A 25,974-nucleotide genomic window follows, 5' to 3' on the forward strand; every position below is an offset into this window, starting at 1 on the left:
GTGCCGATGGCCTGTCGGCGTTCGTGGCGGCGATGTTGCACGCGCGTCACTCAGGCACGGCCGACGTGATGAGATCCATCAACTCGACGACGTGGCCGGCATGTGTCCGATTCGCGAGAATGCAGATCCGGATCGCCTGGCGTCCGTCGAGTTCGGTGCTTGACAACGAGAAGCGTCCGTCAGCCAGGATGCAATCGAGCAACCGGCGGGTAGCTTCATCGGCATCACCGCTCGCGAGGGCACGGACGCGGAACACCACCGTGCTCAGCATCGGGCGCCAAGGTACTTCCAGTGACGGGACCAGCCTCAGCTTCTCGTAGACCAACTCCGCGAGGTCGAGCTTCTCGTCGAGTTGCGCGCGGAAAGCAGCGACACCATGGACGTGCAGTGGCAGCCAGACACGCAGACCGCGGACCTCACGGCTGAGTTCGGGACCCAGAAGTGCGTAGTCGGGCAGGCCACCGGTGGACACGTAGTCCTGTTGATAAGCACCCGTCTCGTTGTGCGCAGCGAAAAGCAGGCGCGGATCGCGTACCAGGAGCGCTCCGGTGCCGAACGGCAGGAAGAGCGACTTGTGTGGATCAAGCGTCACCGAATCGGCGAGAGCCATGCCGGACAGCCGGTCCCGGCCACGCTCGGTGAGCCGGAACAGGCCACCGTACGCGCCGTCCACATGGCACCACAGATCGTGATCGGCGGCCACCTTCGCCATGTGGGTGAGTGGGTCGATCGCGCCGGTGTCGGTGGTACCCGCTGAACCGACGATCAAGAACGGCCTGAGCCCTGCCCGCTTGTCGGACTCGATCATCGCTCGTGCCGCGTCCATGTCCATCGCCAGACTGGCGGTGCTCGGCACCTCGCGGACGTTGTCCCGCCTGATGCCGGCCATTCGAGCCGCCTTCGCGACCGAACGATGTGTGTGTCGAGTGACGTAGATCGTGCCCTGCTCGATGTTCTCACCGAGGCGGGTTTCACGCGCGGTGACGACAGCGGAGAAGTTCGCCATCGATCCGCCGGTCATCAACAATCCCCCGCTACCGGCTGGTAGGCCACAGACGTCGTGGGCCAACCAACGCACGACGCTCTCCTCGGCCGCAATGAGACCGGGTGCCACGAAGGCGACACCCCCGAACCTGTTGAGGGCGCGGGCGTAGAACTCCGCCAACGCCGAGGTGAACAGGCCACCGCTGGGGATGTAGGCGAAGTTCCCGGCACCGGACGCCTCCCATGCGTTGAGGCTCGCACGGTCGAGCCGGTCGAGCAGCTGTCGCACGTCTCCCGGGGTTTCCGGCGGTGGGGCCAGAAACTCATCGACCAGCGGCCCGAGCACGTTGCCGTTCGCCACGTTGTCGACCGGGCGTGCATCGATCTTCGCGACGATGTCGACAACGTGATCGAGCACGAGTCGACCCATCTCGAGCATGTCGACGTCCGTCGGTTCGAGCGCATGGTTCAACGGTCAATCCCTTCTGCGCGTCGCTTCGGTCGCCCCCGGGGCCACACGGGTCACGGTCGCATCCGGTTCACGTGGGAATGACCACGCAGTGGACCTGGCAGAGATCGGGTCGACGCAGGCGCCCGCGAGCTCGGCTTCGTCCACGTCCACGACTGGCCCGAACGACCTCAGAAGGGCGAGGCGTGTGGTTAGTGCACAAGTCCCCCCTCTGACACCAGGCCGGTGCGCACGAAAGTGGGGCACCCGCTCGCCGCGGGCCGCGCTGATCTACCTCCACGCCCGTGATCACCGGGATCGTGAGATCGCCGCCGGGCTCGATCGGCCCGTGGCGGAGGCACGAAGCCTGCCGGAGGGGCACGGAAGGGGCACGAAGGGCACAGCAGCCGCTCCCTTGATCGAGAACGACCGCCGTTGAGGCTGATAGATCGGGTGGAGCGGGCGACGGGAATCGAACCCGCGTAGCCAGTTTGGAAGACTGGGGCTCTACCATTGAGCTACGCCCGCGTGCTCCCCGTGTCCGAGGAACGGGCCCAGCCTAGCGGACTCCGCCACGCATCCTCCCCGCGCCTCACATGTTCACCCTGTCACCACCGATGACGAGGGAGTCATCGGATCGGCCCGTGCGCTGAAGCGCCACGTGACACGTACGCATCGAACGGCTCGAACACGCCAGGGGCTCATGGAAGCCGCCACCGGGGGCCGAACCACCCGCCTGCGGGTCTGCTTTGACCTTGTCCCAGGCGGTACCCGTTCTGATCAGGACGGGCATCGGGACTCGCCCGGGGAGGCGGCACGTCACGACTCATGGCGAACGCATAGACTTCGTTCGACGGGGTGTGGCGCAGCTTGGTAGCGCACTCGCTTTGGGAGCGAGGGGCCGTGGGTTCAAATCCCGCCACCCCGACGACGTCAGAGCCGGTCTGGGCGATCTTCCAGACCGCTCAGGCCGGCGGCAGCGCCGGGTCGACGAGCACGCACGCCCCGCTCAGGCCTGCGCCGGGTCGAAGGCCTTGGCGGCCTGCTCGATCTTCGCGCGGCGGTTCTCCCAGAAGGCTGTGCCCCGCTCCTGCAGGGCCGTGTTCCCCGCGTCCGTTCCCACGGCGCCGTCCACCTGCTCGCGCAGGATGTCGGCGTGCCCGGCGTGGCGATTGGTCTCGGTGAGCACGTGGACCATGACGTTGAAGAGCATCACGTCCGGGCGCGGCCACCAAGGCACGTGGCCAGGTGCGTCGATGTCGAGCGCGGCGATCGTCGCGTCCGAGTGCTCCCACACGCGCCGGTAGCGGTCGACGATCTGGGCGCGCGACTCGTGCTCGGTGGCCCACTTGTCGGTGTCCCACCAGGGCAGTCGTTCGGGGAATGGGCGCCCGAACACCTCGCCGAAGTACCTGGCCTCGGTGTTCGACAGGTGCTTGACCAGGCCGAGGAGATTGGTCCCCGTGGAGGTCAGGGGGCGGCGCGCGTCGTATTCGGGGACGCCCTCCAGCTTCCAGAGCATCGTCGCTCTCACATCGCGTAGGTCGCTGTGCAGGTACTCTTTCGCGAAGTCATCGATCATGGGTAGCGAGCCTGCCAGGCCGCGACGCCCGCGGCGCGACGACGAGAAAGGCGCCCGATGACCGAGCCGACCGACGACGACCTCGACTGCGTGGAGGTCGTGATCACCGCCGAGAGCGCCGACTGGCTCGCCGCGTTCACGCGCTCGCTCGTCGAGGATCGCCTCGTCGCATGTGGACACACCATCACGCCCATCCGGGCGATCTACCGCTGGGAGGGCACGGTCTACGACGAGGCGCAGGCGCGCGTGGGTCTGCACACGCGCGCCGCGCTCGTCCCCGAGATCGTCGCCCGGGCCGACCGCGACCACGCCGACGACGTTCCGTGCGTGATCGCGCTTCCCATCACCGCAGGTCATCCGGCCTACCTGCGCTGGGTCCACGACGAGACCCGCGCGCCCTCGTCGACGGAGTGAGCAGCTACCAGGTCACCGGCAGTGCCTGGACGCCGTAGACGACGGCGTCGTCCTTGTACGACAGGTCCTCGACCGGGGCGGCCAGCTTCAGGCCGGGAATGCGGCGGAAGAGGGTGTCGAAGACGATCTGCAGCTCGGCCCGAGCGAGGTTCTGCCCGAGGCACTGGTGCGGACCGAACCCGAACGCCACGTGGTGCCGCGCCCCGCGCTCGAGGTCCAGCGCATCCGGGTCCCGGAACACCTCCGGGTCGCGGTTGGCCGCGTAGGAGAGCGCGAACACGCCCTCCCCCGCCTTGATCTGCACCCCGTCCACCTCGACGTCCTCCGTGGCCACCCGAGCCGTCGCGGTGTCGGCGATGCTGAAGTAGCGCAGCAGCTCCTCGACGGCCTCCGGGGTCTTGCTCGGGTCGTTCGCGATGATCGCGAGCTGTCCCGGGTTCTGCAGCAGGGCGATGGTGCCGAGCGAGATCATGTTGGCGGTGGTCTCGTGCCCGGCGATCAGCAAGAGGAACGCGAGTGACACCAGCGACTCGTGATCCTCCGTGCCGTTCTCGCGCTGCTTGAGCACCTGCCGGCCGATCAGGTCGTCGGTGGGTGCCTGCTGCTTCGACGTCACCAGGTCGCTGAGATAGCGCTGCAGCTCCTCCACCGCCTGCTGCCGCACCTCTCCACTGGTGCTGCGGGCGATCAGGAGCTTGGAACGGGTCTGGAAGAACTCGTGGTCCGCGTAGGGCACACCGAGGAGTTCGCAGATCACCAGTGAGGGAACGGGCAGCGAGAGCGCCTGCACGAGGTCGGCCGGCTGAGGTCCGGCGAGCATCGCGTCGATGGCGTCGTCGACGATCTCCTGGATGCGCGGCTGCAGCCCCCGCGTGCGCTTCACGGTGAAGTCGCCCACCACGGCGCGACGGGCAGGACCGTGCTCGGGCGGGTCCATCGAGATGATCGACGGCGAGAACACCCGCCTGTTGGGCATCAGCTCGATCAGGCGGGGGAAATCGGGATGGTTCCGGTCGGAGCTGAACCGCGTGTCGATCAGGACCGAGCGCACGTCCTCGTGCTTGGTCACCAACCACGCGTGGCGGCCCGTCGGCAGCAGGACGCGTGCGATCGGCGACTCCTCACGCAGCTTCCGGTACTCCGGTGGTGGCGTGAACGGGCACTGGCGCTGCATCGGAAAGCTCGGAACGTTCTGCTCGACGGCCTGTGTCACGGCGGTACCCCATATCGGACTGGCTACCATCTGGAGGTCTTCCCTCCACTTACGTCTTCACGGTACGCAAGCGGAAGGCCTTCGTCCACCTAACGGGAGCAGGAGCCGATCAAATTCGGACGTCGTGCGACAATCCCGGCGACCTGCGAGAGGTGATCACATGACGGCGGAAGTCACCGGTCTGCGAGCCGACGCACGCCGCAACCGCGACCAGATCGTGGCTGCCGCCAAGCAGTGGTTCGCCGTACAGGGACCGGACGTGCCGATGGAGGAGATCGCGCGCGCCGCCGGGGTCGGGGTCGGCACCCTCTACCGCCGTTTTCCCGATCGCGAAGCCCTGATCCGTGCCGTGGTCAGGGAGAGCCTCACCATGTCGGTCGCCGAGGCACGAGCCGCCCTCGCGGAGGAGCCCACGGCCTGGCAGGCGCTGGTGCGCGTCCTGCGCCAGTCACGCGAGCTCCGGCTGGTCGTCCGGCTCACCACGGCGGCGCAGCCGGCCAAGAACGTGTTCAAGGACGACGAGGAGAGCAGCGAGCTCCGCCGGGCGATGATCGAGGTGCTCGACAACGTGGTGCACGCCGCGCAGGCCGAGGGCACAGTGCGCACGGACATCGACACCGGCGACGTGTCGATGCTGTTCACGCTGCTGGTCCGATCGGTTCCCCTGCCGGACGAGGAGACAGCCGAGCTGGCGCGGGAACGCTGCACCGCGCTGGTGCTCGACGGCCTTCGCGCCAACACGGGCACTCCCCTTCCCGGCCGCCCCCTCACCGCCGCGGACGTGGGGCTGTGATTCGGGCGTGAACGAGCACCGGAGCGACTCCGCAGGCGTGGTCACCCCGGCCGGTCGCCGTACCGCCGTGAGACTGGCGATCGCCGGGCTGGTGGCCAACGTCGTGATCGTCCTGACCGGGACGCTCGTGCGGCTCACCGGCTCCGGCCTCGGCTGCCCGACATGGCCCCGGTGCACCGACGACTCCTTCGTGGCCACTCCCGAGATGGGACTCCACGGGGTCGTCGAGTTCGCCAACAGGGTGGTGGGAATCGCTGTCGGCTTGATCACCCTGCTCATGCTGATCGCGGTGCTGCGCCACCGTCCGCGCCCACGACCGGCCGCGGCACTCGCGATCGGCACGCTGGCGTTGGTCGTCGCGCAGGGGTTCGTCGGCGGGCTCAGCGTCCGCCAGGAGCTCGCGCCCGAGATCGTGGCCGTCCACTTCCTGGTCAGCATGATCATCATCGCCGGCGTCACCGTCCTGGTCGACGTCCTGCGACGTCCCGGGGCACGCCTCGAAGCTCCGGAGCAACGAGGGATCGCCTGGCTGGTCGCGGCTCTTCCGGTCGCGCTGACAGCGGTGCTCGTCCTCGGCACGCTCGTCACCGGCAGCGGGCCTCATGCCGGCGACGAGGGCGCCCGCCGCTTCGGTTTCGACCCGGCAGCAATGAGCCAGCTGCACGCCGACGCCGTGCTGGTGTTCCTCGCGCTCCAGATCGCGGCCCTCGTGGCCCTGTGGGTGACCGGCGCGTCGTCGGCACAGCGGCGAGCCGTGCTGCTGTTGCTGGGCGCGTCGTTGGTGCAGGCCGCGATCGGCTACGCGCAGTACGCCCTCGGGCTGCCGATCCCACTGGTGGCCGCGCACGTCCTGGGCGCGGCCCTGCTGACCTTCACCGTCACCCACCTGTTCGTCAGGGTCTGGCGGGACGGATCAGCCTGAAACGCGGGGAGCCCGCCTCCCCGGAGGGCGGCGGGCTCCTGCTTAGCGAGGTGGATCAGACGACGCGAACGCCGGTGGCCTGCGGGCCCTTGGTGCCCTGGCCGATCTCGAACTCCACGCGCTGCCCCTCGTCGAGGCTGCGGAAGCCCGAGGCGTCGATCTCGGAGTAGTGGACGAAGACGTCAGCGCCGCCCCCGTCGACCGAGATGAAGCCGAAGCCCTTCTCGCCGTTGAACCACTTCACAGTTCCCTGCGCCATGCGATGTGCTCCTAGCTGACGGTGGGACCCGCACCGTGCGTGTCCCGGCCGGCCCTGGTGGGTTGATCGACATCTCGTGTCGACGCCGACTCCCCCACCAACCTGTTCCCGCGAGCGTGAATCACACGAACACCGAAACTGAACGACCTCCTCGTATCCAACCACGACGGAGCCGAAGTTGCTCCTCCGCCCGACGAGCTGCGCCCGATCCGGTGGATTCATCCGACCGACTCGGTGGGTAACGCCAGCGAAAAGGAGGAACAAGACGATCCGTTCATGAGCTCCCTTGATCCGGTCACTGCACGCGCACTCATCGTCGAGGGCATCGGCAGGCGCGGGTTCCTGCGCGCCGCCACTGCCGTCACCGCCATCACCGTGGGTTCGCCCCTGCTCGGAGCCTCGCCCGCCCTCGCCGCACCCGCGTCCGCGCCGACCGAACCTCTGCAGCCGGGCTCCGGCCCCATCCACGGCGACCACTACCTGCCCTCCACCCCCGACGAGGTCCGCTGGGGATACGTCCCGGCGATCGGAGCCGCGCCGTCCCTGCGCATCGCCTCGGGCGAGACGGTGACGATCGACACCGTCTCGCACGAGGGCATCCTGGAGGACCAGGGCCGCGATCCCGTCGCGTACTTCGGTGGCCACCACGTGGCCGAGAACGACGTACTGACCGACGCGATCGCGATCGCCCGGGACTACCGCCGCACCCCACGCAACTTCGACGTCGACGGTCCACACGTGATCACCGGCCCGATCTTCGTCGAAGGCGCCGAACCGGGTGACGTGCTGAAGGTCGAGACGCTGTCCGCCGTGCCGCGCGTGCCGTACGGCGTGGTCTCCAGCCGGCACGGCAAGGGGGCCCTCGCCCGCACCTCGGACGGGGGCGCTCCGGCCGGAATCACGCTCGATGAGGTGATGCCACCTGTCGCCGCCGACGGCCGCGCGACGAAGGACCCGCTGCGCTACGGCAACGTCTCGGTCTTCACCAGCGTCCGGGAGGGGAAGGACGGCGCGGTCGGAGTGATGCCCTTCGGCTCGAGCGGGCGCGAGGTCGTGTTCCCCTTGCAGCCGTTCATGGGGACGATGGGCGTCGCGCACACGACGGCGACCGGCGAGACCGCACCCGAGCTCAACTCGATCCCCCCGACGCTGGGTGGCGGCAACATCGACATCCGGCTGCTGGGTCCGGACTCGGCGTTCTACCTGCCCGTCCACGGTGAGGGCGCACTGTTCTACGTCGGTGACCCGCATCTCGCGATGGGCGACGGCGAGGTGGCCCTCACCGCGGTGGAGGGGTCGCTTCGGGCCACCTTCCGGCTCACGGTGTGCAAGCCCGGCTCGGGCGACGCGCCGTCGGTCGCCTACCGCTATCCCTTCGCGGAGACGCCCGACGCGTGGGTGCCGATCGGCCTGTCCGACCCTGACGGCGCCGCGAACGGGCAGGGCAGCGACCTCGACGCCGCGATGCGGCGGGCCGTGGTCAACGCCCTCGACTTCCTCGAGCACGACCAGGGCATGGACCGCGCCACCGCGTACGCCTATCTCTCGGCGGCCGCGAGCTTCACGGTCTCGCAGGTGGTGGACCGCACGGTCGGCGTGCACGGAGTCATCACGAAGTCGCACTTCCCGGCGGGCTGAACAACCTGTCCAGGTAGTAGTCCACCGTGGCGACGGCCTCGTCCGGAGTGCTCTGCCCGAGCACGACGGCCGTCGCCTGGGAGTCGACGATCGACCACAGCAGGATCGCCTCCTGCCGGACGTCGACGCCCGTGGCGAGGTCGCCCGCGCGCCGGGCGGTGTCGAGTTGGTCGGCGAAGAACGCGATGAGCTTCGGCACGCCCTCGGCCATCGCGGCGGCCACCTGCGGCTCGCTCAGGGCCCGGATGAAGTAGGCGATTCCGGCGAGCCACTCCGAGCGTCGCTGTTCGTCGGTGGGAAGGACCTCCACCAGACAGGTCCGTAGCACCGACCGCACCGTCGGCGGGTCGGGCGCGACCGAGAGCCGCTCGGTGATCCGCTGCTCGCGCTGCTGGGCGAGATGCTGCAGGGCGAAGAGCAGCATCTCGTCCTTGCTGTCGAAGTAGTGCTGCACCGACCCCATCGAGATGCCCGCCTCGGCCGCAACGTGGCGCAAGCTCACGGATTCGAGCCCCTCACCTGCGGCGAGCCGCAGCACCGCCGCGGAGATTTCGCGCCGTCGCTCATCGTGATCAACCAGCTTGGGCACCAGCCTCTGTCCTTTCATCATGCGCTCGCATTGCGAACCGCCCGCCCCAGCTTATACGATGCGATCGCATGACAACGGGGGGAGAAACGGTGACCACGTCACACGCGGAACCGGTAGAGGTACGACTACGGCCGCCCCGCAACGAGGTCGACCCGCGCGCGGTGGCCTGGTGGCGTGCAGGAATCGCGCTGACGTTCGCCCCGCCGGTCGTGGTGCTCGCGGTGCTCGGGTTGCTGATCGAGCCGGCCCGTTTCTGGCTGCTGATGCCTGCGGTGGTGCTGGCGCTGGCCGGACTCCCGCTGGCGCTGCTCCTGCCACGGTGGTGGTTCCGCCTGCACCGTTGGGAGGTCACCGACACCGCGGTCTACACGCGCTCCGGCTACTTCTGGCAGGAGTGGCGCGTGGCGCCCCTGTCCCGCATCCAGACCGTCGACACGCAGCGCGGCCCGCTGGAACAGCACTTCGGCCTCGCGACGGTGACGGTGACCACCGCGTCGGCCAAGGGAGCGGTGAAGATCGAGGGCCTCGACCAGCAGACCGCCGCGGACGTCGCGGAACGGCTGACCGAGACCACCCAGGCCACGGCCGGGGATGCGACATGACCGGCCCGGAGTGGGCGGCGCTCGACCGCCGCACGGTCGCCGTCACCGCCCTCCTCGTCGCCGGCGGATGCGCGGGCGCGGCGGTGCTCGCGATCTACTGGATCACGCGCGTCACGTCCTTCGGTACCGCCCTGTTGTGGGTGCTGTCGGCGGCCGTGCTGGTCGTCGCCGTCTCCTGCGTGATCGACCACGTCCGGTGGCGCCGCACGCGCTACCGCATCACGCCCGAGCGGGTCGAGCTGCACACCGGGGTGTTCATCAGCAGGCGCCGCTCGCTGCACCGCGACCGCGTCCGCACCGTGGACGTCACGGCCGACCCGCTCCTGCGGGTGTTCGGCCTCGTCCAGGTGCTGATCGGCACCGGCGAGCAGTCGGGCTCCGAGGGATCGGTCAGGTTGCGCCCCGTGACGAGGCAAGTGGCCGAGGAGCTTCGCCGCACTCTGCTCGACCGCGCGACCGACATCACCGCCGACGGCTCCCTCGCGCGGCTGGACCCGGCATGGATCCGGTACGCGCCGCTGTCGTTCCTCACCCCGGTGCTCGGCGGCGGGGCGTTCGGCGTCGTGCTCAACGTGGCGGACTGGTTCGGCATGCAGGACGGCGTCATCGGCTGGGCGATCGCACTCTTCCGCGGCGTCCCGATCGTCACCACCGTCGTCGTGCTGGCGGCGGTGGCCCTCGTGATCGGCGTGATCGGCTCGCTCGGCCTCTTCGTGGAGATGTGGTGGTCATACCGGCTGGACCGGGAGCCGGGAGGCACTTTGCGGGTCCGGCGCGGGCTGCTGACCACCCGCTCGATCTCGCTGGAGGAGCGGCGCCTGCGTGGCGTGGAGATCGTGGAGCCGCTCGGCGCGCGCCTCGCCGGTGCCGCCCGTGTGGACGCCGTGGCGACCGGGATGGTGGCACCGTCCGAGAAGGACAAGACCGACCACCGCACGCTGCTGCCCGCCGCACCCCGCGCGGTGGCGGACCGGGTGGCCGCCAGCGTTCTGCGGGAACCCGACGGACCGCCCACGTCGATCCGCCTCACGGCTCATCCGGCGACGGCGCGCAGCCGCCGCGTGCGCTGGGCCGTCGGCACCGCCGCCGTGCCCGTGGCCGTGCTGGCACTGCTGGGGCTGCTCCTCACCGAGGTGCTGCTCCACGTGGCGTGGATCGCCGCGCTCGTGCTCGTGCCCGCCGCGGTGCTGCTCGCACTGGACGCCTACCGCGGCCTCGGCCACGGTCTGACACCCGAGTACCTCGTGACCCGCAGTGGCACCACGCGACGCGCGACGGTGGCCCTGCAGCGCAGCGGGATCATCGGCTGGACGGCGAAGCAGTCGATCTTCCAGCGCAACGCCGGCCTCCTCACGATCAGCGCGACGACCGCGGCGGGCGCCGGCGCCTACTCGATCCTGGACGTCGGCGTGAGCGACGGGCTCCTCGTCGCCGAACGGGCGGTTCCGGACCTTCTCACCCCGTTCCTGCAGGTCACACGGCCGCACGTCGCCGAGGGAACGCCCGTCAGCCGGTGAGCAGGGCGATCTGCCGGTGCACGGCGGCCGTGGTGCGTTCGACGTCGCCGGTGGCGAGCAGGTCCAGCATCGCCCCGCGCAACACGGCGAGCACAGCGGTGGCGTCCGTGCGGTCGAACACCTCGCCGAGAACGTCGAGCCAGTCCTCGACGCTGCGCGCGGCGAACCCGCCCCAGGGCCCGTGCGGCTCGACCATCGATCGCGCGTAGCCCTCCGCCCAGAGCCGCAACAGGTCGGTGTGGGCGGGGTCGGCGAGCCAGCGCCACAGCCGCCCGACCGCCTCGGCCGGCTCGCCCGTCGGACCGGCCGCGGCGAGCAGGTCGAGCTCGTCGACACGCGAGCGCGCGAGCAGCGCCTGCACCAGGCCGTCCTTCGAGCCGAACAGGTAGATCAGCACGCGCGGGCTGGACCCGATGGCCTCGGCGAGCGGCCGCAGCGACATCCCCGTCAGGCCGTGGCGCAGTACGTATCGATAGGCCATCTCGAGCAGTTCCTCGCGGCGAGGCGAGAGGACTTGCCGATCCGCGGTCATTGCGCCATTCTCCACTGAAACGACCGTTTCAGTGGAGGGATCCCCTATGGGTGATGTGCAGATCCGATCGCTCGGCGAGCCGGGCGACCTCGGCTGGATGGTGCAGGCGCACGGCGAGCTGTACGCGAAGGAGTTCGGCTGGGACGTCTCGTTCGAGGCGCTGGTGGCAGGGATCGTCGCCGACTTCGCCCACGCTCACGACGAGCGGTGCGAACGCGGCTGGATAGCCGAGCTGGACGGCAGGCGCGTGGGCTGCGTGCTCTGCGTGGCGGGCGACGAGCCCGGAACGGCGAAGCTGCGGATACTGCTCGTGCACCCCGACGCGCGGGGCCACGGTCTGGGGACCCGCCTCGTCGACACCTGCGTGGATTTCGCCCGCGAGGCCGGCTACCAGCGGATGCGGCTCTGGACGAATGACGTGCTGACGGCCGCCCGCCGCATCTACCGCACCGCCGGCTTCCGACTGGTGGCGCACAAGCCCACGCACCACTTCGGCCTCGACATGGCGGAGGAGGACTACGAGCTCGACCTGCGCCCGGCCTGAGGGCCGGGCCGGGAGCGCCCGTTCAGGCGGCGGTGTCCCACTGCCACTGCTCGGCCATCGCATCGCCGCAGTCGGGGCAGGGAACCAGGCAGCCGGACGCCGCCGTGTCCGGCAGCTCCACCTCCACGCCGCAGCCCGGGCAGCTCCACCAGCTGGTGGTGATCGTGATGTCCATGGAGCCCGATGCTAAATCACACGGCTGTCATTTTCCGCGGCTCGGACCTCCGCTGGGCCTGCGACCTGGACCGTTGACAGCTCCAGTGGTTCAGATCTCGTCCACCAGGTCGGCGATCGAGGGCACCACCCGGTACGGCCGGTAGGGGAAGCGGTCGATCTCGTCGGCCTGCATGATTCCGGTCAGCACCAGAATCGTGCGCATCCCCGCCTCCAGCCCGGCCACGATGTCGGTGTCCATCCGATCGCCCACCATCACGGTGGTTTCGGAGTGGGCCTGCACCCGGTTGAGCGCGGCCCGCATCATCAGCGGGTTCGGCTTGCCGATGAAGTACGGGCTGACCCCGGTGGCGCGGCTGATGAGTGCGGCGACCGCACCGGTTGCCGGGAGCACGCCGTCGCTGGAGGGTCCTGTGGCGTCGGGGTTGGTGGCCACGAACCGGGCACCCGACCGGATCAGCCGGATCGCCGTGGTGACCGCCTCGAAGCTGTACGTGCGGGTCTCACCGAGCACCACGTAGTCGGGTGAACTGTCGGTGAGCACGTAACCGATCTCGTGCAGCGCGGTGGTGAGCCCCGCCTCCCCCACGACGTATGCGCTGCCCTGCGGCCGCTGGTCGTCGAGGAAGGTGGCGGTGGCCAGCGCGGACGTCCAGATCGACTCCACCGGCAGATCGATACCGCTCGACCGGAGCCGGAACTGCAGGTCGCGCGGGGTATAGATCGAGTTGTTGGTGAGCACGAGGAACGGTTTGCCCGCCTCACGCAGCCGCGTGACGAAAGCGTCGGCCCCGGGGATCAGCCTGCCCTCGTGGACGAGCACGCCGTCCATGTCGGTCATCCAGCATTCGATCGCCTTGGGATCGCCCACAGTGGGAGCCTAGGGGAACGATGCCTGGGCTACCGGCGTTGTCCGGGTTGACTGTTTCCGAGGGAGTGGTGGGTAATGGCGGGCACGATACTTACCGTGGTCGTCCTGGTACTGGTAGTGGTCGGCGCCGTCTGGCTCATCCGCCAGCGCGCGGCCACGCGCGAGCGTGAGCTCGAGGACGCGAAGTCCGAAGCGCGGCGCTGGGTCGAGCGGCTGGGCGGCCAGGTGCTGAACCTGATCGGCACCGACGAGGCGTCGAAGCAGGCGCTGGCCGATGCCGCCGAGCGGTACAACGCCGCGGGTTCGCAGCTGGACCAGGCCAAGACCACTGCTCAGGCCCGGCACGTCACGGAGACGGCGTACGAGGGCCTCTACTACGTGCGCGCGGCTCGCACCGCGATGGGGATCGACCCAGGGCCGGACCTGCCCCCGCTGCCCGGGCAGCAGCGCGCGGGCTCCGTCACCGAGGACCGGGACGTCGACGTCGAGGGCCACTCCTACAGCGCTTCCCCGGAGGCTTCCGAGCGCAACCGGCACTACTACCCCGGCGGAATGGTCGCCGGACGGCCGGTGCCCCGCGGCTGGTACTCCGAGCCGTGGTGGCGCCCGGCCCTGGTGGCCGGGGCGTGGGGGATCGGCTCGGCCCTTCTCTTCAGCTCCCTGTTCTCGGGCATGTCCGGGGTGGCCTACGCCGACGGGTTCGCCGACGGCGCCGCCCAGGGCGACATGGGCGGCGACGGTGGCTTCGACGGCGGCGACCCGGGAGCGGGCGACCCCGGAGGCGACTTCGGGGGCGGCGATCTCGGCGGCGACTTCGGGGGCGGGGACTTCGGCGGCGGAGGATTCGGCGACTTCTGACGCCGGCCTCACGGGCCCGGCCGTCCCACGGGCGAGACACGGCCGCTCCCGTACGGTTGGCCGATGATCGTCGGGGCGGGTCCGTCACCCTTCACGGAGACCAGCACGTCGGCACGGCGAGCGGCCTTCGCCGAGTTGGCGGCGTCGGGACCGGTACAACAGACGGTGCTGTTCACGGGCGTGCGGGTGTGGCTGATCACCGGCCACGCCGAGGCCCGTGAGCTGCTGACCCACCCCCACGTCATCAAGCCGCACCACGACGGCCCGCATCTCGACGAGGTTCCCGCCGAGCTCGGCGCAGCGCGGGACGCGCACATGCTCATGAGGAACCCACCGGACCACACCCGCCTGCGGCGTCTGGTCTCGGCGGCGTTCACCCGCCGCAGGGTCGACACCCTCGCGCCACGGGTCCAGGCGATCACCGATGCACTGCTCGACGACGTCGAGGGCGCCGGGGCCGATGGCACGCCGGTGGATCTCGTGGCGGCGTTCGGCTACCCGCTGCCGATCGCCGTCATCGCCGAGATGCTCGGGGTACCCGCCGATATCCGCGACGAGTTCCGCGCGTGGACGACGATCGCCATCAACGGGGCGGTGTACCCGGCGGACGTCTACATCGACGCCGCTGAACACCTGGTCGCGTACGTCCGGGAACTGATCGCGGAGCGGCGTGCCCAGCCCGCCGACGACCTCCTGTCCGATCTCATCGCGGTGCGGGACGGAAGCGACCGGCTCTCCGAGGACGAGCTCACGTCCATGGTCAATCTGCTGCTCCTCGCCGGGTTCGAGACCACGGCCAACCTGATCGTGCTCGGCACGTACGCGCTGCTGACGCATCCCGCCCAGCTCCGGTTGCTCCGCGCCGAGCCGGCGCGGCTGCCCGCCGCGATCGAGGAGATGCTCCGGTACGACGCGCCGGTGCAGGTTGCCATCCCGTCCGTCACCACGGCACCCGTCGAACTCGCCGGCGTCACGATCCCTGCCGGTGAGGTGGTGATCCCGGTTCTCTTCAGCGCCAACCACGACCCCGCTCGGTTCGAACGTCCCACCGAGTTCGACATCGGCCGTGCGGACGCAGCCCAGCACGTCGGGTTCGGCCACGGCATCCACCACTGCCTCGGCGCACCCCTCGCCCGGCTGGAGGCCCGCATCGCGATCGGCTCGCTGCTCGCCCGGTTCCCGGACCTGCATCTCGCCGAGCCCGACGCCGACCCCGCCCGCAGCCCCGCGCTGCTGGTGAACGGGCTGACCAGCCTTCCGGTGATCACGAGCAGCGGTAACCCGACCTAGCCGGCCAACCACGCGACATGGACACACATCGCGGAACGGGAGCGTGCCGAACAGCGACACGTGTCCATGTCGCGCTGACGGGCGGGGCGTGATCGTCAGGCGGTCGCTGCCGGCTGGCAGGTCGGGCACCAGAACAGGTTGCGTGCACCGTGCTCCACGTGCGCGATCGGCGTGCCGCAGACGAGGCAGGGGTGCCCGGCGCGGCGATAGGCGTACACCTCGCCGCCGTGCCGGTCCTGACGCGGGGCGCGGCCCATCCGCCGGGGGTCGTGCTCGGGGGCGACCGTGTCGATCCGGCCCCGGCGCACACCATCGCGCATCAGGGCCACCAGGTCTGCCCACAGCACGTCCCACTGTGGCTTCTCCAGCGCGCGGCCGGGCAACTGCGGGTCGAGCCCGTGTCGGAAGAGCACTTCGGCCCGGTAGACGTTGCCGACCCCGGCGATCACCGTCTGATCCATCAGCAGTGTGGCGAGTGGGGCGCGAGAGCGGGAGATCCGCTCCCAGGCGCGGTCCGGATCGGCGTCGCGACGCAGTGGGTCGGCGCCGAGCCGCGCACGGATGGCCTTGGCCTCGGCGGCGGTGATCAGTTCACAGGCCGCGGGGCCGCGCAGGTCGGCGTAGTGCGTCACCCCGGCCATCCGCATCCGGACGAGACCGCGCGGAGCCTCGGCGGGCAGGGGCTCATCGCTGAACGTCCCGTACAGCCCGAGGTGGACGTGCACGACGAGCCCGGGACCGTAGTGGTGGAACAGGTGCTTGCCGTGGGCCTCGGCCCGCAACAGCACGTGGCCGTCGATGGCCGCCGCGCTCGCGGCGAAGCGGCCCTGCGGGCTCGACACGGAGACAGGAGCGCCGGCGAACCGGCGGCGGTGCAGCCGGGCGAGCCGGTGGAGGGTGTGGCCTTCCGGCATCTACGGGAGGTCTCTACGGCGCGGCCGGGACCTGGCCGGGCGGCAGCGGGGGCGGGGTGCCGGTGCGCTCGTACTCGGCGAGCAGGTCGATCCGCCGCTGGTGGCGGGGCTCCTCCGAGAAGGGCGTGGCGACGAACGCGTCCACGAACTGCGTGGCCTCGTCCACCGTGTGCATCCGCGCGCCCACGGCGACGACCTGCGCGTCGTTGTGCTGGCGGGCCAGGGTGGCGGTCTCGACACTCCAGGCGAGCGCGGAGCGGATGCCGGGCACCTTGTTGGCGGCGATCTGCTCGCCGTTACCCGAACCACCGACGACGACGCCCAGGCTGCCCGGGTCGGCGAGGGTCCGCCTGGCCGCCTCCACGCAGAACGGCGGGTAGTCGTCCTCCGGGTCGTAGGTGACAGGCCCCACGTCGATCGCCTCATGGCCCTGGCTGGTCAAGTGCGCAACCAGGTGGGCCTTGAGCTCGAAGCCTGCGTGGTCGGAACCGAGGTAGACGCGCACGAGTAGAAATACTGCCCCACGCGGCTCCACCCCGGCCCGGACGGGGTTGCACACGGACGAGTGGTGGCCTCAGCGGCGAGGGTCGTCCCGCTTCGCGGCGTCCGTGTCGGCCTCGGCGCTCCCGTCCCGGTTCGCCTCGTCCTGGTCCTCGGGGGCGGGGTCGGGGATATGAGTGGCCGGACCGGCGGGTTCGGGTGCGTCAGGGTCGGGCACCGAACCGTCCGGAGACGGCGCGTTGGGCACGGAGAGGACCGTCTGCAGCGACTCCAGCGGCGGATCCACCCGGGGCGCCGTCTCACCGCCCGCCCGGGCATCGATCCGCTCGCTCAGGTAGCGCAGCACCACCGCGCCCGTGGCGGCCACCGGGACGGACAGGAACGCTCCCGCGATCCCGAAGAGCGTGCCGCCGGCCGTGACGGCGAGCAGCACGACCGCGGCGTGCAGCCGGAGGCTGCGCCCCTGGAGGATCGGCTGCATCACGTTGCCCTCGAGCTGCTGCACGGCGACGATGATCGCCAGGACGATGAGCGCGGTGGTGAAACCGTTGCTCACCAGCGCCACCAGCACCCCGAGGGCCCCGGCCACGATCGCACCGACGATCGGGATGAACGCGCCGATGAACGTGATCACGGCGAGCGGGAGAGCCAGCGGCACCCCGAGGATCCCCAGCCCCATCCCGATCAGGACGCTGTCGACGAGCGCGACGAGCGCCTGCACGCGGATGAAGTCGGAGATGGTTCCCCAGACCCGCCGCAGCACCTCGGCCAGGTGGCCGCCGGCGCCCTCGCCCGCGACCCCGCGCAGCCAGGGCAGGAACTTGGGACCGTCCTTGAGGAACAGGAAGACGAGCACCAGTGTCAGCAGGGCGGTGACCACGCCGGAGGCCACGCTCCCGAGCCCGGCGAGCACGCCCGTGGTGATCGTCGACAGGCTCTGCTGCAACTGGGTGGTGATCGACTGCAACACGGCGTCGAGCTCGCCCCTGGCGAAGTCCACCTGAGGTCCGGCCAGCCACTGCTGGATCGCCGTGAGACCGCTGGACGCACTGCGCGTGATCTCGGGGATGGCGCCCGCCACCGACGTGGCGATCAGCGCGATGAGCCCGGCCAGGATGACGACCCCCACGAGCAGCACCGTCGCCGAGGCGAGCGCGGGCGGGAAGCGGTGCTTGCGCAGCCACGCGACGGGCGGCCACAGCACCGCCGTGACGATCACCGCCAGGATCACCGGGAAGATGACCGACCACAGCAGGCCGATCACCGTCCAGATCAGGAATGCGCCCGCCGACACCAGGATCACCCGCAGGCTCCAGCGGGCCGCCCAGGTGAGGCCCTCGCCGATCGCGGTTCCGCGGCCCCGGCGCGGGCGCTCGGTGGTGGTCACGACGACTCCTCTGTTCGGTCCGGAGGCACCGCTGCGTGTCGTCCCGCCCGGCACGCCAGCCTTACCCGCGGACAAGGTTCTCAGACATCGGAGATCCGCACCTGTCGCCGTACCGCCTACGATTCCGGGGTGAGCACCGACAGCACCGTCACGGGCGGCGACGGTCCGGCTGCGGGAGTCGTGCTCGTCGGCGGCCGCTCGTCGCGGATGGGCGAGTCCAAGGCCGCGCTCGAATGGCACGGCTCCACACTGGTGCGCCGCACCGCAGGCCTGCTGGCCCGCACGGTCGACGGACCGGTCGTCGTGGTGCGTGCGCCCGGCCAGCCGTTGCCCGAGCTGCCCGCAAGGGTCGAGGTCGTCGACGACCCCGCGGAGGGCCTCGGGCCGATGCAGGGCATCGCCACCGGGCTCGCGGCGCTGTCGGACCGCGCGCTCGTCGCGTTCGTCTGCTCCACCGACCTGCCGTTCCTGCACCCGGCGTACATCCGACGGGTGCTTGCCGCGCTCGACGCCGACGTCGACGTCGTACTGCCGCACGTCAACGGCCACCGCCAGCCGCTCGCCACCGCGTACCGCACGGCGCTCGCGCCCGTCGTGGCCGGGCTGGTGGCGCACGGACAACTCAAGCTCGCGATGCTCTTCGACCACTGCCGCGTGCGCCGGATCGACGACGCGGCGCTGCTCACCGACCCCCGGCTGCACGCCCTGGATCCCGCACTCGACTCGGTGCTCAACGTCAACGAACCCGACGACTACCGGGCCGCCCGGGCCCGGCCGGCCCCGGAGATCACCGTGCAGCGCTACGGCGCGCTGGCCTCTGCCGGCAAGCGCGGGCCCACCGCGGTGGAGGCGGCCACGCTGGGTGCCGCTGCCGCCGCGGTCGGGCTGGCGCTCGACCGGCACGTCGTCGCCGCCCTGAACGGCGACCAGATCACCCGCGACCCGGAGATGCCCCTCGTCGCCGGTGACGCCATCGCATTCCTGTCGGCTGACGCGGGCGGCTGACCCGCCCACGCGCCCCGTGAGTCGTCCCTTGCCCGAGTGCACGACGTCCGGTGGCACGGACGAGCGGTGTCACGGTCATCGGCATACAGTCGTCAGTGTGACGGCAGGCGGATATTTCGGACGAGCCCTGGTCGTCGACGTCCACGGCGACGGCGCCACCGGCACGCCCCTCGAGCTCTCCGACCAGGTGCTGCGTAGCTACCTCGGCGGTGTCGGGCTCGGCACCTGGCTGCTCCACCGGCTCGTCCCCACCGGCGTCGACCCGCTGGCCCCCGAGGCCCCACTCGCCTTCGTGTTCTCCCCGCTCGTCGGCACACCGCTCACCACGAGCGCCAAGTTCGCGGTGCTCGCCAAGTCTCCGCTCACCCGGATGGTCACCGACGCACTGGCGTCGTCCCAGTTCGCGATCTCCGGGAAGCTCACGGGCAACGACGCGATCGTCGTGCGCGGACGCGCCGACGCGCTCTCGGTGCTGTTGGTCGACGCGACGGGCGTGCGCCTCGAGCCCGCCCCCGAGCTCGCCGGGCTCCCCGCCGCCGAGGCGGAGTCGGCCGTCCGGGAGCGGTTCGGCCGCGGCTGGCGAACCGCCGCGATCGGGCCGGCCGGGGAGCGCGGCGTCCGCTACGCCACGATCAGCCACGACGGTCGGCACGCCGGGCGCGGGGGCCTGGGCGCTGTGCTGGGGGCCAAGAACATCAAGGCGGTGCTGGTCAAGGCCGGGACGCGGGTGGATGTCGCCGATCCCACCGCCGTGCTCGCCGCAGCGAAGAGCCTGCGCGAACGCAGTTTCGGCCCCGCGACGGCCAAGTACCGCGAGCTGGGCACGCTCGCCAACCTGCTCGCGTTCAACGCGGTGTCGACGCTCCCGACGCGCAACTTCACCGCCGCCACGTTCGCCGAGGCGCCGCGGCTGGCCGCTGAGGAGCTGCACGAGATGCGCGGGGTCGCGCGCAACAGCTGCGCGTCGTGTTCCATCGGTTGCGAGCACATCTACTCCCGCAAGGGCGGTGGCAGCCAGCGGATGGAGTACGAGAACGTGTTCGCGCTCGGACCGCTCTGCGGGGTGTCCGATCCGGACGACGTGTTCGCCGCCAGCGCCCGCTGCGACGAGCTCGGCATCGACACGATCTCTGCAGGCGGCACGATCGCGTGGGCGATGGAGTGCGTGGAGCGCGGACTGATCGATGCGCCGTGGCTGCGTTTCGGGGACGGTCCGGCGCTGCTACGGGCACTCGACCTCATCGGTTCGCGCTCCGAAGGTCTCGGCGAACTGCTCGCGCTCGGCTCGCGCGCGGCGGCCGACGTCGTCGGGCACGGCTCGATCGACTTCGCGCCGCAGGTCAAGGGCCTGGAGCTGCCGGGGTACGAGCCGCGGTCGCTGCAGTCGATGGCTCTGGGGCTCGCGGTGAACGCCCGGGGAGCCGACCACAACCGTTCCGGCGCCTACGAAGCCGACCTGTCCGGCGATCTGGACCGGCTGGCCGGCGGTTCCGCACACGTGGCCGCCGCGATCGGCACCGAGGACCGCGCCGCGGTCATGGACTCGATGATCCTCTGCAAGTTCCTCCGCGGTGTGTTCACCGAGCCGTTCGACGAGTGGGCGGGGCTGCTGCGGTCCGTCACGGGCTGGGACATCACGCCCGACGAACTGCGGGCGGCGGCCCGGCGCATCGTGCTGGCCAAGCGGGTGTTCAACCTGCGGGAAGGCGCCACCGCCGAGGACGACACCCTCCCGCGCCGCATGCTCGCCACCCCGCTCGAGCTGGGCTCGGGCCGCACCGCCACGCTCACCGCCGAACGCCTGCGGTCCATGGTTGCGGGTTACTACACGGGCCGTGGTCTCGACGTCGAGGGCCGCCCCGACCCCGCCGACCTGGCCGATCTCCTCCTCTGAGCCCCCAGTTCTCAGGGCCGTCAGAACGTCCCGAGAACAAGATCCACCACGGCGAGCGCAACCAGCATCAAGCCCACCATGACCCAGTTGGACAGGTCGGTGCCCTGCTGCTCCAATGCTTCGTTGCCGGCCATTCAATTCTCACACAGGAGGAGCCGTGCCAACGACAAATACGTCCTGGTCGCCACCCCAAGCTATCGAACCGATACACCCGATACCTTTTCCTGCGACTCCGTGGATCGATGTGTTCAACGCATCCGAGGTCGTCGCTCTCGGCGACTCCAGGTTCCTGTTCTGTGACAACAACCTGAACGACAGCCTGGTCGAGATGGTCATCGGCTCGGACGGAACGCTTGCCGAACCGCTCATCCGCCGCCCGCTCCAGGGGCTTCCCGAGGGCGCAGTGGACGACATGGAGTGCATGGCACTCGTCGAGCACGAATACGGTAAGACCATCTTCGTCTCGCCGTCGCTCAGCAATAAGATCCGCAAGGGTTTCGAAACGGCGCCGCAGCGCCGCGACCGCGCGAAGCCCTCCGCCGCACGCGCCGGGTTGCTCCGCGTAGACGTCCGTGAGGACGACTCACTGCACGCCAAGCTCATCCCGGACTTTCGCGAGTGGTTCGTCGCCTACTCGCCGAAGATCGGAGAGTCGGCCGAGTGGACCCCCGACGATGCCGGGTTGAACGTCGAAGGCCTCTCCTGGGACCCGACCTCTCGCGCCCTCGTCTTCGGCGTCCGGACGCCCGTACCCCACGGACGGCCCATGCTCGTTCGGGTCAAGGTCAAGGATCTCGCGGCTCCGTGGACCCTCGAAAACCTCGAGATGCTCGATCCCGTCTTTCTCAATATCGACGTCACGGGCGACGAGATGGGCGTGCGCTCGATCGAGTACGACCCGGCACGCGAGGCTTCGCTCGTCGTCCTCGCCAACTCGACCAGCGAGTCCGAGGCGCCTTTCCTGCTGTTTCTCTGGGACGGCAACGACAAGGGCGAGGTCCATCAGTTCGAGGACGTCTGGTTCACGGAGAGAATGCGAGTCGAAGGGGTGGCTCCCGGCACGGTCGCCGGACGCGAAGCGATCGTCTTCGTCGACGACCGAGGCGGCTACCAGCTCATCTGGAACGAGGATCCGCGGCTGGAGAAAAAGTCGAAGTGACCGGCCCCGAAGGCAGTCCGGAGCCGGCCGATCCGACAGATCTCCGCTTCGAACTCAGAACGTGATCAGCGGGTCGCCGAACGCGTCCGCCACGAAGTTGACGAAGAAGAACCCGAAGAACAGGAAGTTCAGCAGCAGGATCACGTAGTGCCACGGTCGCGGCCGGGCCACCTTCGGCAGCCTGCTGTTGAGGTAGATCAGCATGAACGGGTAGATCAACGCGCCGAGGTTCGACATGTTCGCCGAGAACTGGACGAGCGCCACCGGCACCGCGAGGTGCATGATCACCGAGATCGCGACCAGCAGCACGATCATGAACGGGTAGTAGAAGCGCCGCGGGTCGCCCTCGACGAGCTCGCGCAGGCGCGGGCTGAGCGTCGGCGCCGCGTCGGTGACCACCCGCACCATGCCCTCGAATATCCCGAGCTGCGTGGAGAACAGGATGAGCACGCCCATCAGGAGCAGCAGGTAGAACATTCCGGAGCCGTACTCCGGCTGCAGCGCGCTCGCCACGAACGTGGGCACGTTGGCGGTGGTCGGCTGCTCGCCCGAGATCGCCACGGCCTGGGCCATCAACACCGTCGGGAGCAGCATGCCCAGCATCGCTCCGACGAAGAACACGCCCCACATGTCCACCATGAGGAACCGGTACCAGCGCCGCCACCGGCTCGCGTTGCGCTCGTCGTCGGGGAAGGTGACACCGACGGACATCAGCTCACGCCGGCTGCCGCGCATACCGGCGATGTAGCCGGTGCGGTGGCCCATGCCGTAGCCCTTGTCGCGGTAGTGGCCCATCACGTACCAGTTCAGGCCCGACGCCAGCGCGGTGAACCCGGCCAGGGCCCCGAGCTGGGTGGCGGTGATTCCCGCGGGTGGCGCGGCCGGGGTGACGAACCCGCGGATGCCCTCCCACCACACGCTCCATGGCACGACGATGAGGTCGACCACGACGAGCGTCACCAGGATGAAGCCCACCATCACCCAGTTGCTCAGCTCGAGCGCCCTGCTGATCCGGCGGGCAGCCGCGGTGATCAGGAAGACCACGATGAGCAGGCCGATGGCGTACCACCGGGTCTGCTGCACCTCCGACGCGTCCGCGACGCGGCCGTTGACGAGCGCGAAGAGGCCCTGGCCCGCCGAGGCGGCCCACCCGCCCGCGATGAAGGCGAAGATCACGAGGAAGACGGACAGCGGGATCCACAGCATCTTCCCCGGCGGCACCCGCCCCCAGCCGACCACGGGCGCCTCGCCGGTGGCCACGACGTAGCGGGCGCACTCCACGTTGTAGAAGGTCTGCAGCACGGCGGACACCACGATCACCCAGCCGACACCGACGAACCCGTACTGCCCGACCGCCTGCGGTCCGAGCAGCCATTCGCCGCTGCCGATCGAGATGCCCAACGCGATGAGGCTCGGACCCACCACGAACATGACCAGCTGACGGAAGCCGATCCGCTTGACCCGGAACACCTCCTCGGGTGTCGGCAGGTCCTCGACGGCGAGTTCGGGTCGGCTGACGCCGAGCGGGTAGGTCCGGGCGCCGCGCTGCACCTCGGTCATGGCTGTCCCCATGTCCAGTTTATGAGCATTGTGAGCTTTGTCACAAATGATCGCCCCGGTAGCGACAAAGGTCAAGAGGCGGCTTGACTTGTAGTTGACTTCAACTTCTAGCGTCTGCTCCAGACCCGGGGAAACCGGACGAGAATGTCGGTCTCCCTCGCCACACTGACGGGGCGAGGTTGTTCCACACCGATGAGTTCGGTCGGCTCCCCACGTCCTACGGGTGCGCAGCAGATGCGGCGACCGGAACGAGGAGTAGCTCATGAGCATGGAGATGGTGGCGTGGAACTCGATGTACCACGCGGCGAACGCCCACGAGGAGAAACGCCCCTTCTCGCTGGCCACACTCCGCCGGATCGTGGCGTTCGTGCGGCCGCACCGGCGCCGGATGGTCGCGTTCCTGCTGGTCAGCGTCATCGGCGCGGTGCTCGCGGTCGCCACTCCAGTGCTCGCCGGCCGGGTGGTCGACGCGATCGTCAACCACGGCCCGGTCGGGGTGGTGGTCGGTCTGTCCGTGCTCATCGCGGTGATCGCCGTGGCCGTGGCCGTCAGCGGGATCGTGCAGCGCTGGCTCTCGGCGTCGCTCGGTGAGGGGCTGATCCTCGACCTGCGCGCCGCGGTGTTCGACCACGTGCAGCGCCAGCCGGTCGCGTTCTTCACCCGCACCCGCACCGGCGCGCTGGTCAGCCGGCTCAACAACGATGTGATCGGCGCCCAGCACGCGTTCAGCGAGACGCTCTCCGGGGTGGTCGGCAACCTGGTCACGCTCACGCTCACGCTGATCGTGATGCTCACGCTCTCCTGGCAGGTCACCCTGCTGGCGCTCGTGCTGCTGCCGGTGTTCGTGCTCCCCGCCCGGCGGATGGGTCGCCGGCTCGCCTACCTCGAACGCGAGGCCGCCGACCACAACGCGGCCATGGGCACGCAGATGACCGAGCGGTTCTCCGCTCCGGGCGCCACCCTGATCAAGCTCTTCGGCCGCCCCGCCGACGAGACGCGCGAGTTCGTCGCCCGGGCCGCCCGCGTGCGCGACATCGGGGTGCGCTCCGCGATGGTCCAGTGGGTCTTCGTCACCGCGCTCACGCTCGTGTCCGCGCTGGCCCTCGCGCTGGTCTACGGGCTCGGCGGCTACATCGCGATCACCGGCGGGATGGCCGCGGGCGACGTCGTCGCGCTGGCCCTTCTGCTCACCGGTCTCTACGCCCCCCTCACGGCACTGGCCAGCGCCCGCGTCGAGGTGATGAGCGCACTGGTGAGCTTCGAGCGCGTGTTCGAGGTGCTGGACCTGCCGCCGCTCATCGCCGAGCCCGCCAAGCCGCTGCCGCTGCCCGACGGGCCGTTGTCCGTGGAGTTCGACGAGGTCCGCTTCGGCTACCCGGCCGCCGACAAGGTGTCGCTGGCCTCGCTGGAGGAGGTCGCGCAGCTCGACCGCCGGGGCGGCGAGGAGGTGCTGCACGGCCTGTCGTTCACCGCGGAGCCCGGGCAGATGATCGCGCTCGTCGGCTCGTCAGGAGCGGGTAAGTCCACCATCGCGCAGCTGCTCCCCCGGCTCTACGACGTCGACGCCGGTGCAGTGCGACTGGGCGGGGTCGACGTCCGCAGCCTCTCGTTCGACACGATCCGCGGAGCGCTGGGCCTGGTCACGCAGGACGGCCACCTGTTCCACGAGACGATCCGGGCCAACCTGCTGCTCGCCCGACCCGAGGCCCACGACGACGAGCTGTGGGAGGTGCTGCGCCGGGCACGCCTGGACGACCTGGTGGCCGGCCTGCCTGACGGTCTCGACACGGTGGTCGGTGAGCGTGGCTACCGGCTCTCCGGCGGAGAGCGTCAGCGGCTCACGATCGCCCGGCTCTTGCTCGCGCGGCCGCGCGTGGTCGTGCTCGACGAGGCCACCGCCCATCTCGACTCCACCTCGGAGGCCGCCGTTCAGGAGGCCCTGGGTGAGGCGCTCGAGGGGCGCACCGCGATCGTCATCGCCCACCGGTTGTCCACCATCCGGGCCGCCGACCAGATCCTGGTACTGGAGGGCGGTCAGATCGTCGAACGCGGCACCCACACGGAGCTGATCGCGCGGGACGGTCGCTACGCGGAGCTGCACCGCACCCAGTTCGACCAGCCGAGCGACCCGGTCGAACTGGCCGCGCTCTGACCGGGCTCGGCGCGGCACCGGCCTGTCCGGCGGATGGCATGGGGATGGCAGCGGGAACTGCAGCTCTCTACTAGTCGACAAGATCATCATCGGCGATGTCGGTCGGCGCAGTTCCCGCATGATGATGTGTGACGAGAGCTGACCGCAGGGTCACAGTTCCCGCACTTCCCTG

Annotated in this window: 25 protein-coding genes and 2 tRNA genes; 14 read left to right on the top strand and 13 right to left on the bottom strand. The window is 70.1% G+C overall.

Annotation, left to right across the window (positions count from 1 at the left end; genetic code table 11):
• Positions 1-46: 46 nt before the first annotated feature.
• The gene (locus ABD743_RS05055; RefSeq protein ID WP_344719344.1) at positions 47-1,456 is read right to left on the bottom strand and encodes a pyridoxal phosphate-dependent decarboxylase family protein; all 1,410 of its coding nucleotides are present in this window, start codon (positions 1,454-1,456) and stop codon (positions 47-49) included.
• 430 nt (positions 1,457-1,886) lie between these two features.
• Positions 1,887-1,960: transfer RNA gene (locus ABD743_RS05060), tRNA-Gly, on the bottom strand.
• A 326-nt stretch (positions 1,961-2,286) separates the two neighbouring features.
• Here ABD743_RS05060 and ABD743_RS05065 point away from each other — a divergent pair.
• Positions 2,287-2,360 (top strand) — tRNA-Pro (locus ABD743_RS05065).
• Between the two features lie 81 nt (positions 2,361-2,441).
• Here ABD743_RS05065 and ABD743_RS05070 read toward each other — a convergent pair.
• On the bottom strand, positions 2,442-3,014 hold the full coding sequence (locus tag ABD743_RS05070; RefSeq protein ID WP_344719346.1) for a DinB family protein: 573 nt from the start codon (positions 3,012-3,014) through the stop codon (positions 2,442-2,444).
• Positions 3,015-3,071: 57 nt separating this feature from the next.
• Between ABD743_RS05070 and cutA the strand changes: the two genes are divergently transcribed.
• Complete coding sequence (gene cutA / locus ABD743_RS05075; protein ID WP_344719348.1) at positions 3,072-3,428, top strand: divalent-cation tolerance protein CutA; 357 nt, start codon at positions 3,072-3,074, stop codon at positions 3,426-3,428.
• 4 nt (positions 3,429-3,432) lie between these two features.
• Here the strand turns inward: cutA and ABD743_RS05080 are convergent, their stop codons facing one another.
• On the bottom strand, positions 3,433-4,602 hold the full coding sequence (locus tag ABD743_RS05080) for a cytochrome P450 (protein ID WP_344719542.1): 1,170 nt from the start codon (positions 4,600-4,602) through the stop codon (positions 3,433-3,435).
• Between the two features lie 199 nt (positions 4,603-4,801).
• Here ABD743_RS05080 and ABD743_RS05085 point away from each other — a divergent pair, with 199 nt between their 5' ends.
• Together ABD743_RS05085 and ABD743_RS05090 are read left to right on the top strand one after the other, a co-directional pair.
• Positions 4,802-5,434 (top strand): TetR/AcrR family transcriptional regulator, encoded by a 633-nt coding sequence (locus tag ABD743_RS05085; protein WP_344719350.1) that lies wholly within the window; start codon positions 4,802-4,804, stop codon positions 5,432-5,434.
• 7 nt (positions 5,435-5,441) lie between these two features.
• On the top strand, positions 5,442-6,356 hold the full coding sequence (locus ABD743_RS05090) for a COX15/CtaA family protein (protein WP_344719351.1): 915 nt from the start codon (positions 5,442-5,444) through the stop codon (positions 6,354-6,356).
• 55 nt (positions 6,357-6,411) lie between these two features.
• On the opposite strand, the gene ABD743_RS05095 is transcribed toward ABD743_RS05090, so the two are convergent.
• A complete protein-coding gene (locus ABD743_RS05095) occupies positions 6,412-6,615 on the bottom strand; it encodes a cold-shock protein (protein ID WP_169395190.1) in 204 nt (67 codons plus the stop codon).
• A 276-nt stretch (positions 6,616-6,891) separates the two neighbouring features.
• Here ABD743_RS05095 and ABD743_RS05100 point away from each other — a divergent pair, with 276 nt between their 5' ends.
• On the top strand, positions 6,892-8,253 hold the full coding sequence (locus tag ABD743_RS05100; protein ID WP_344719353.1) for an acetamidase/formamidase family protein: 1,362 nt from the start codon (positions 6,892-6,894) through the stop codon (positions 8,251-8,253).
• Here ABD743_RS05100 and ABD743_RS05105 read toward each other — a convergent pair.
• A complete protein-coding gene (locus ABD743_RS05105) occupies positions 8,225-8,842 on the bottom strand; it encodes a TetR/AcrR family transcriptional regulator (protein ID WP_344719355.1) in 618 nt (205 codons plus the stop codon). The two genes, ABD743_RS05100 and ABD743_RS05105, sit on opposite strands and share 29 nt — an antisense overlap.
• Before the next feature lie 89 nt (positions 8,843-8,931).
• On the opposite strand from ABD743_RS05105, the gene ABD743_RS05110 reads away from it, so the two are divergent.
• Positions 8,932-9,444 carry a PH domain-containing protein gene (locus ABD743_RS05110; protein ID WP_379659079.1) on the top strand — a complete coding sequence of 171 codons (513 nt, stop codon included), beginning with the start codon at positions 8,932-8,934 and terminating at the stop codon, positions 9,442-9,444.
• Entirely contained in the window at positions 9,441-10,961 is a 1,521-nt protein-coding gene (locus ABD743_RS05115; RefSeq protein ID WP_344719358.1) for a PH domain-containing protein, read from the top strand. Before ABD743_RS05110 ends, ABD743_RS05115 begins: the two co-directional genes overlap by 4 nt.
• On the opposite strand, the gene ABD743_RS05120 is transcribed toward ABD743_RS05115, so the two are convergent.
• Positions 10,951-11,493: a TetR/AcrR family transcriptional regulator gene (locus ABD743_RS05120; protein ID WP_344719360.1), complete on the bottom strand. Its 543-nt coding sequence runs from the start codon at positions 11,491-11,493 to the stop codon at positions 10,951-10,953. The genes ABD743_RS05115 and ABD743_RS05120 overlap by 11 nt on opposite strands.
• A 46-nt stretch (positions 11,494-11,539) precedes the next feature.
• On the opposite strand from ABD743_RS05120, the gene ABD743_RS05125 reads away from it, so the two are divergent.
• Entirely contained in the window at positions 11,540-12,037 is a 498-nt protein-coding gene (locus tag ABD743_RS05125; protein ID WP_344719362.1) for a GNAT family N-acetyltransferase, read from the top strand.
• A gap of 22 nt (positions 12,038-12,059) precedes the next feature.
• On the opposite strand, the gene ABD743_RS05130 is transcribed toward ABD743_RS05125, so the two are convergent.
• Both ABD743_RS05130 and ABD743_RS05135 read right to left on the bottom strand, forming a co-directional pair.
• Positions 12,060-12,212, bottom strand: a complete 153-nt coding sequence (locus tag ABD743_RS05130) for a hypothetical protein (protein WP_344719364.1) — start codon at positions 12,210-12,212, stop codon at positions 12,060-12,062.
• Positions 12,213-12,302: 90 nt separating this feature from the next.
• Positions 12,303-13,043: an HAD-IIA family hydrolase gene (locus tag ABD743_RS05135; protein WP_344719544.1), complete on the bottom strand. Its 741-nt coding sequence runs from the start codon at positions 13,041-13,043 to the stop codon at positions 12,303-12,305.
• Between the two features lie 114 nt (positions 13,044-13,157).
• Between ABD743_RS05135 and ABD743_RS05140 the strand changes: the two genes are divergently transcribed.
• Positions 13,158-13,940 carry a hypothetical protein gene (locus ABD743_RS05140; RefSeq protein WP_344719365.1) on the top strand — a complete coding sequence of 261 codons (783 nt, stop codon included), beginning with the start codon at positions 13,158-13,160 and terminating at the stop codon, positions 13,938-13,940.
• 63 nt (positions 13,941-14,003) lie between these two features.
• Entirely contained in the window at positions 14,004-15,230 is a 1,227-nt protein-coding gene (locus ABD743_RS05145) for a cytochrome P450 family protein (protein ID WP_344719367.1), read from the top strand.
• Positions 15,231-15,325: 95 nt separating this feature from the next.
• Here the strand turns inward: ABD743_RS05145 and ABD743_RS05150 are convergent, their stop codons facing one another.
• The 3 genes from ABD743_RS05150 to ABD743_RS05160 all read right to left on the bottom strand — a co-directional run bounded on the left by ABD743_RS05150 (position 15,326) and on the right by ABD743_RS05160 (position 18,032).
• On the bottom strand, positions 15,326-16,144 hold the full coding sequence (locus ABD743_RS05150) for an Fpg/Nei family DNA glycosylase (protein ID WP_344719369.1): 819 nt from the start codon (positions 16,142-16,144) through the stop codon (positions 15,326-15,328).
• Positions 16,145-16,157: 13 nt separating this feature from the next.
• Positions 16,158-16,649, bottom strand: a complete 492-nt coding sequence (locus ABD743_RS05155; RefSeq protein WP_344719371.1) for a ribose-5-phosphate isomerase — start codon at positions 16,647-16,649, stop codon at positions 16,158-16,160.
• Positions 16,650-16,718: 69 nt separating this feature from the next.
• Positions 16,719-18,032: an AI-2E family transporter gene (locus ABD743_RS05160; RefSeq protein ID WP_344719372.1), complete on the bottom strand. Its 1,314-nt coding sequence runs from the start codon at positions 18,030-18,032 to the stop codon at positions 16,719-16,721.
• 129 nt (positions 18,033-18,161) lie between these two features.
• Here ABD743_RS05160 and mobA point away from each other — a divergent pair, with 129 nt between their 5' ends.
• The 3 genes from mobA (at position 18,162) to ABD743_RS05175 (ending at position 22,090) form a co-directional block, all read left to right on the top strand.
• Positions 18,162-19,037, top strand: a complete 876-nt coding sequence (mobA, locus tag ABD743_RS05165; RefSeq protein ID WP_344719374.1) for a molybdenum cofactor guanylyltransferase — start codon at positions 18,162-18,164, stop codon at positions 19,035-19,037.
• A 97-nt stretch (positions 19,038-19,134) separates the two neighbouring features.
• Positions 19,135-20,931 carry an aldehyde ferredoxin oxidoreductase family protein gene (locus tag ABD743_RS05170; protein WP_344719376.1) on the top strand — a complete coding sequence of 599 codons (1,797 nt, stop codon included), beginning with the start codon at positions 19,135-19,137 and terminating at the stop codon, positions 20,929-20,931.
• 421 nt (positions 20,932-21,352) lie between these two features.
• The gene (locus ABD743_RS05175) at positions 21,353-22,090 is read left to right on the top strand and encodes a DUF3616 domain-containing protein (RefSeq protein WP_344719377.1); all 738 of its coding nucleotides are present in this window, start codon (positions 21,353-21,355) and stop codon (positions 22,088-22,090) included.
• 54 nt (positions 22,091-22,144) lie between these two features.
• Here the strand turns inward: ABD743_RS05175 and ABD743_RS05180 are convergent, their stop codons facing one another.
• Positions 22,145-23,662 (bottom strand): Nramp family divalent metal transporter, encoded by a 1,518-nt coding sequence (locus ABD743_RS05180; protein WP_344719379.1) that lies wholly within the window; start codon positions 23,660-23,662, stop codon positions 22,145-22,147.
• A gap of 280 nt (positions 23,663-23,942) precedes the next feature.
• On the opposite strand from ABD743_RS05180, the gene ABD743_RS05185 reads away from it, so the two are divergent.
• The gene (locus ABD743_RS05185; RefSeq protein ID WP_344719546.1) at positions 23,943-25,802 is read left to right on the top strand and encodes an ABC transporter ATP-binding protein; all 1,860 of its coding nucleotides are present in this window, start codon (positions 23,943-23,945) and stop codon (positions 25,800-25,802) included.
• Positions 25,803-25,974: the final 172 nt, after the last annotated feature.

The sequence above is a fragment of the Pseudonocardia yunnanensis genome (assembly GCF_039534065.1).
In the GTDB taxonomy this organism is placed as follows: Bacteria; Actinomycetota; Actinomycetes; order Mycobacteriales; family Pseudonocardiaceae; genus Pseudonocardia; species Pseudonocardia yunnanensis.

Bases quoted from the DNA above. Each gene is read 5' to 3' on its own strand.
- ABD743_RS05100 (WP_344719353.1), top strand. From the start codon at position 6,892: ATGAGCTCCCTTGATCCGGTCACTGCACGCGCACTCATCGTCGAGGGC.
- ABD743_RS05085 (WP_344719350.1), top strand. From the start codon at position 4,802: ATGACGGCGGAAGTCACCGGTCTGCGAGCCGACGCACGCCGCAACCGC.
- ABD743_RS05125 (WP_344719362.1), top strand. From the start codon at position 11,540: ATGGGTGATGTGCAGATCCGATCGCTCGGCGAGCCGGGCGACCTCGGC.
- ABD743_RS05080 (WP_344719542.1), bottom strand. From the start codon at position 4,602: ATGCAGCGCCAGTGCCCGTTCACGCCACCACCGGAGTACCGGAAGCTG.
- ABD743_RS05180 (WP_344719379.1), bottom strand. From the start codon at position 23,662: ATGGGGACAGCCATGACCGAGGTGCAGCGCGGCGCCCGGACCTACCCG.
- ABD743_RS05185 (WP_344719546.1), top strand. From the start codon at position 23,943: ATGTACCACGCGGCGAACGCCCACGAGGAGAAACGCCCCTTCTCGCTG.
- cutA (WP_344719348.1), top strand. From the start codon at position 3,072: ATGACCGAGCCGACCGACGACGACCTCGACTGCGTGGAGGTCGTGATC.
- ABD743_RS05140 (WP_344719365.1), top strand. From the start codon at position 13,158: ATGGCGGGCACGATACTTACCGTGGTCGTCCTGGTACTGGTAGTGGTC.
- ABD743_RS05135 (WP_344719544.1), bottom strand. From the start codon at position 13,043: ATGGACGGCGTGCTCGTCCACGAGGGCAGGCTGATCCCCGGGGCCGAC.
- ABD743_RS05130 (WP_344719364.1), bottom strand. From the start codon at position 12,212: ATGGACATCACGATCACCACCAGCTGGTGGAGCTGCCCGGGCTGCGGC.
- ABD743_RS05115 (WP_344719358.1), top strand. From the start codon at position 9,441: ATGACCGGCCCGGAGTGGGCGGCGCTCGACCGCCGCACGGTCGCCGTC.
- ABD743_RS05150 (WP_344719369.1), bottom strand. From the start codon at position 16,144: ATGCCGGAAGGCCACACCCTCCACCGGCTCGCCCGGCTGCACCGCCGC.
- ABD743_RS05145 (WP_344719367.1), top strand. From the start codon at position 14,004: ATGATCGTCGGGGCGGGTCCGTCACCCTTCACGGAGACCAGCACGTCG.
- ABD743_RS05175 (WP_344719377.1), top strand. From the start codon at position 21,353: ATGGCACTCGTCGAGCACGAATACGGTAAGACCATCTTCGTCTCGCCG.
- ABD743_RS05120 (WP_344719360.1), bottom strand. From the start codon at position 11,493: ATGACCGCGGATCGGCAAGTCCTCTCGCCTCGCCGCGAGGAACTGCTC.
- ABD743_RS05095 (WP_169395190.1), bottom strand. From the start codon at position 6,615: ATGGCGCAGGGAACTGTGAAGTGGTTCAACGGCGAGAAGGGCTTCGGC.
- ABD743_RS05070 (WP_344719346.1), bottom strand. From the start codon at position 3,014: ATGATCGATGACTTCGCGAAAGAGTACCTGCACAGCGACCTACGCGAT.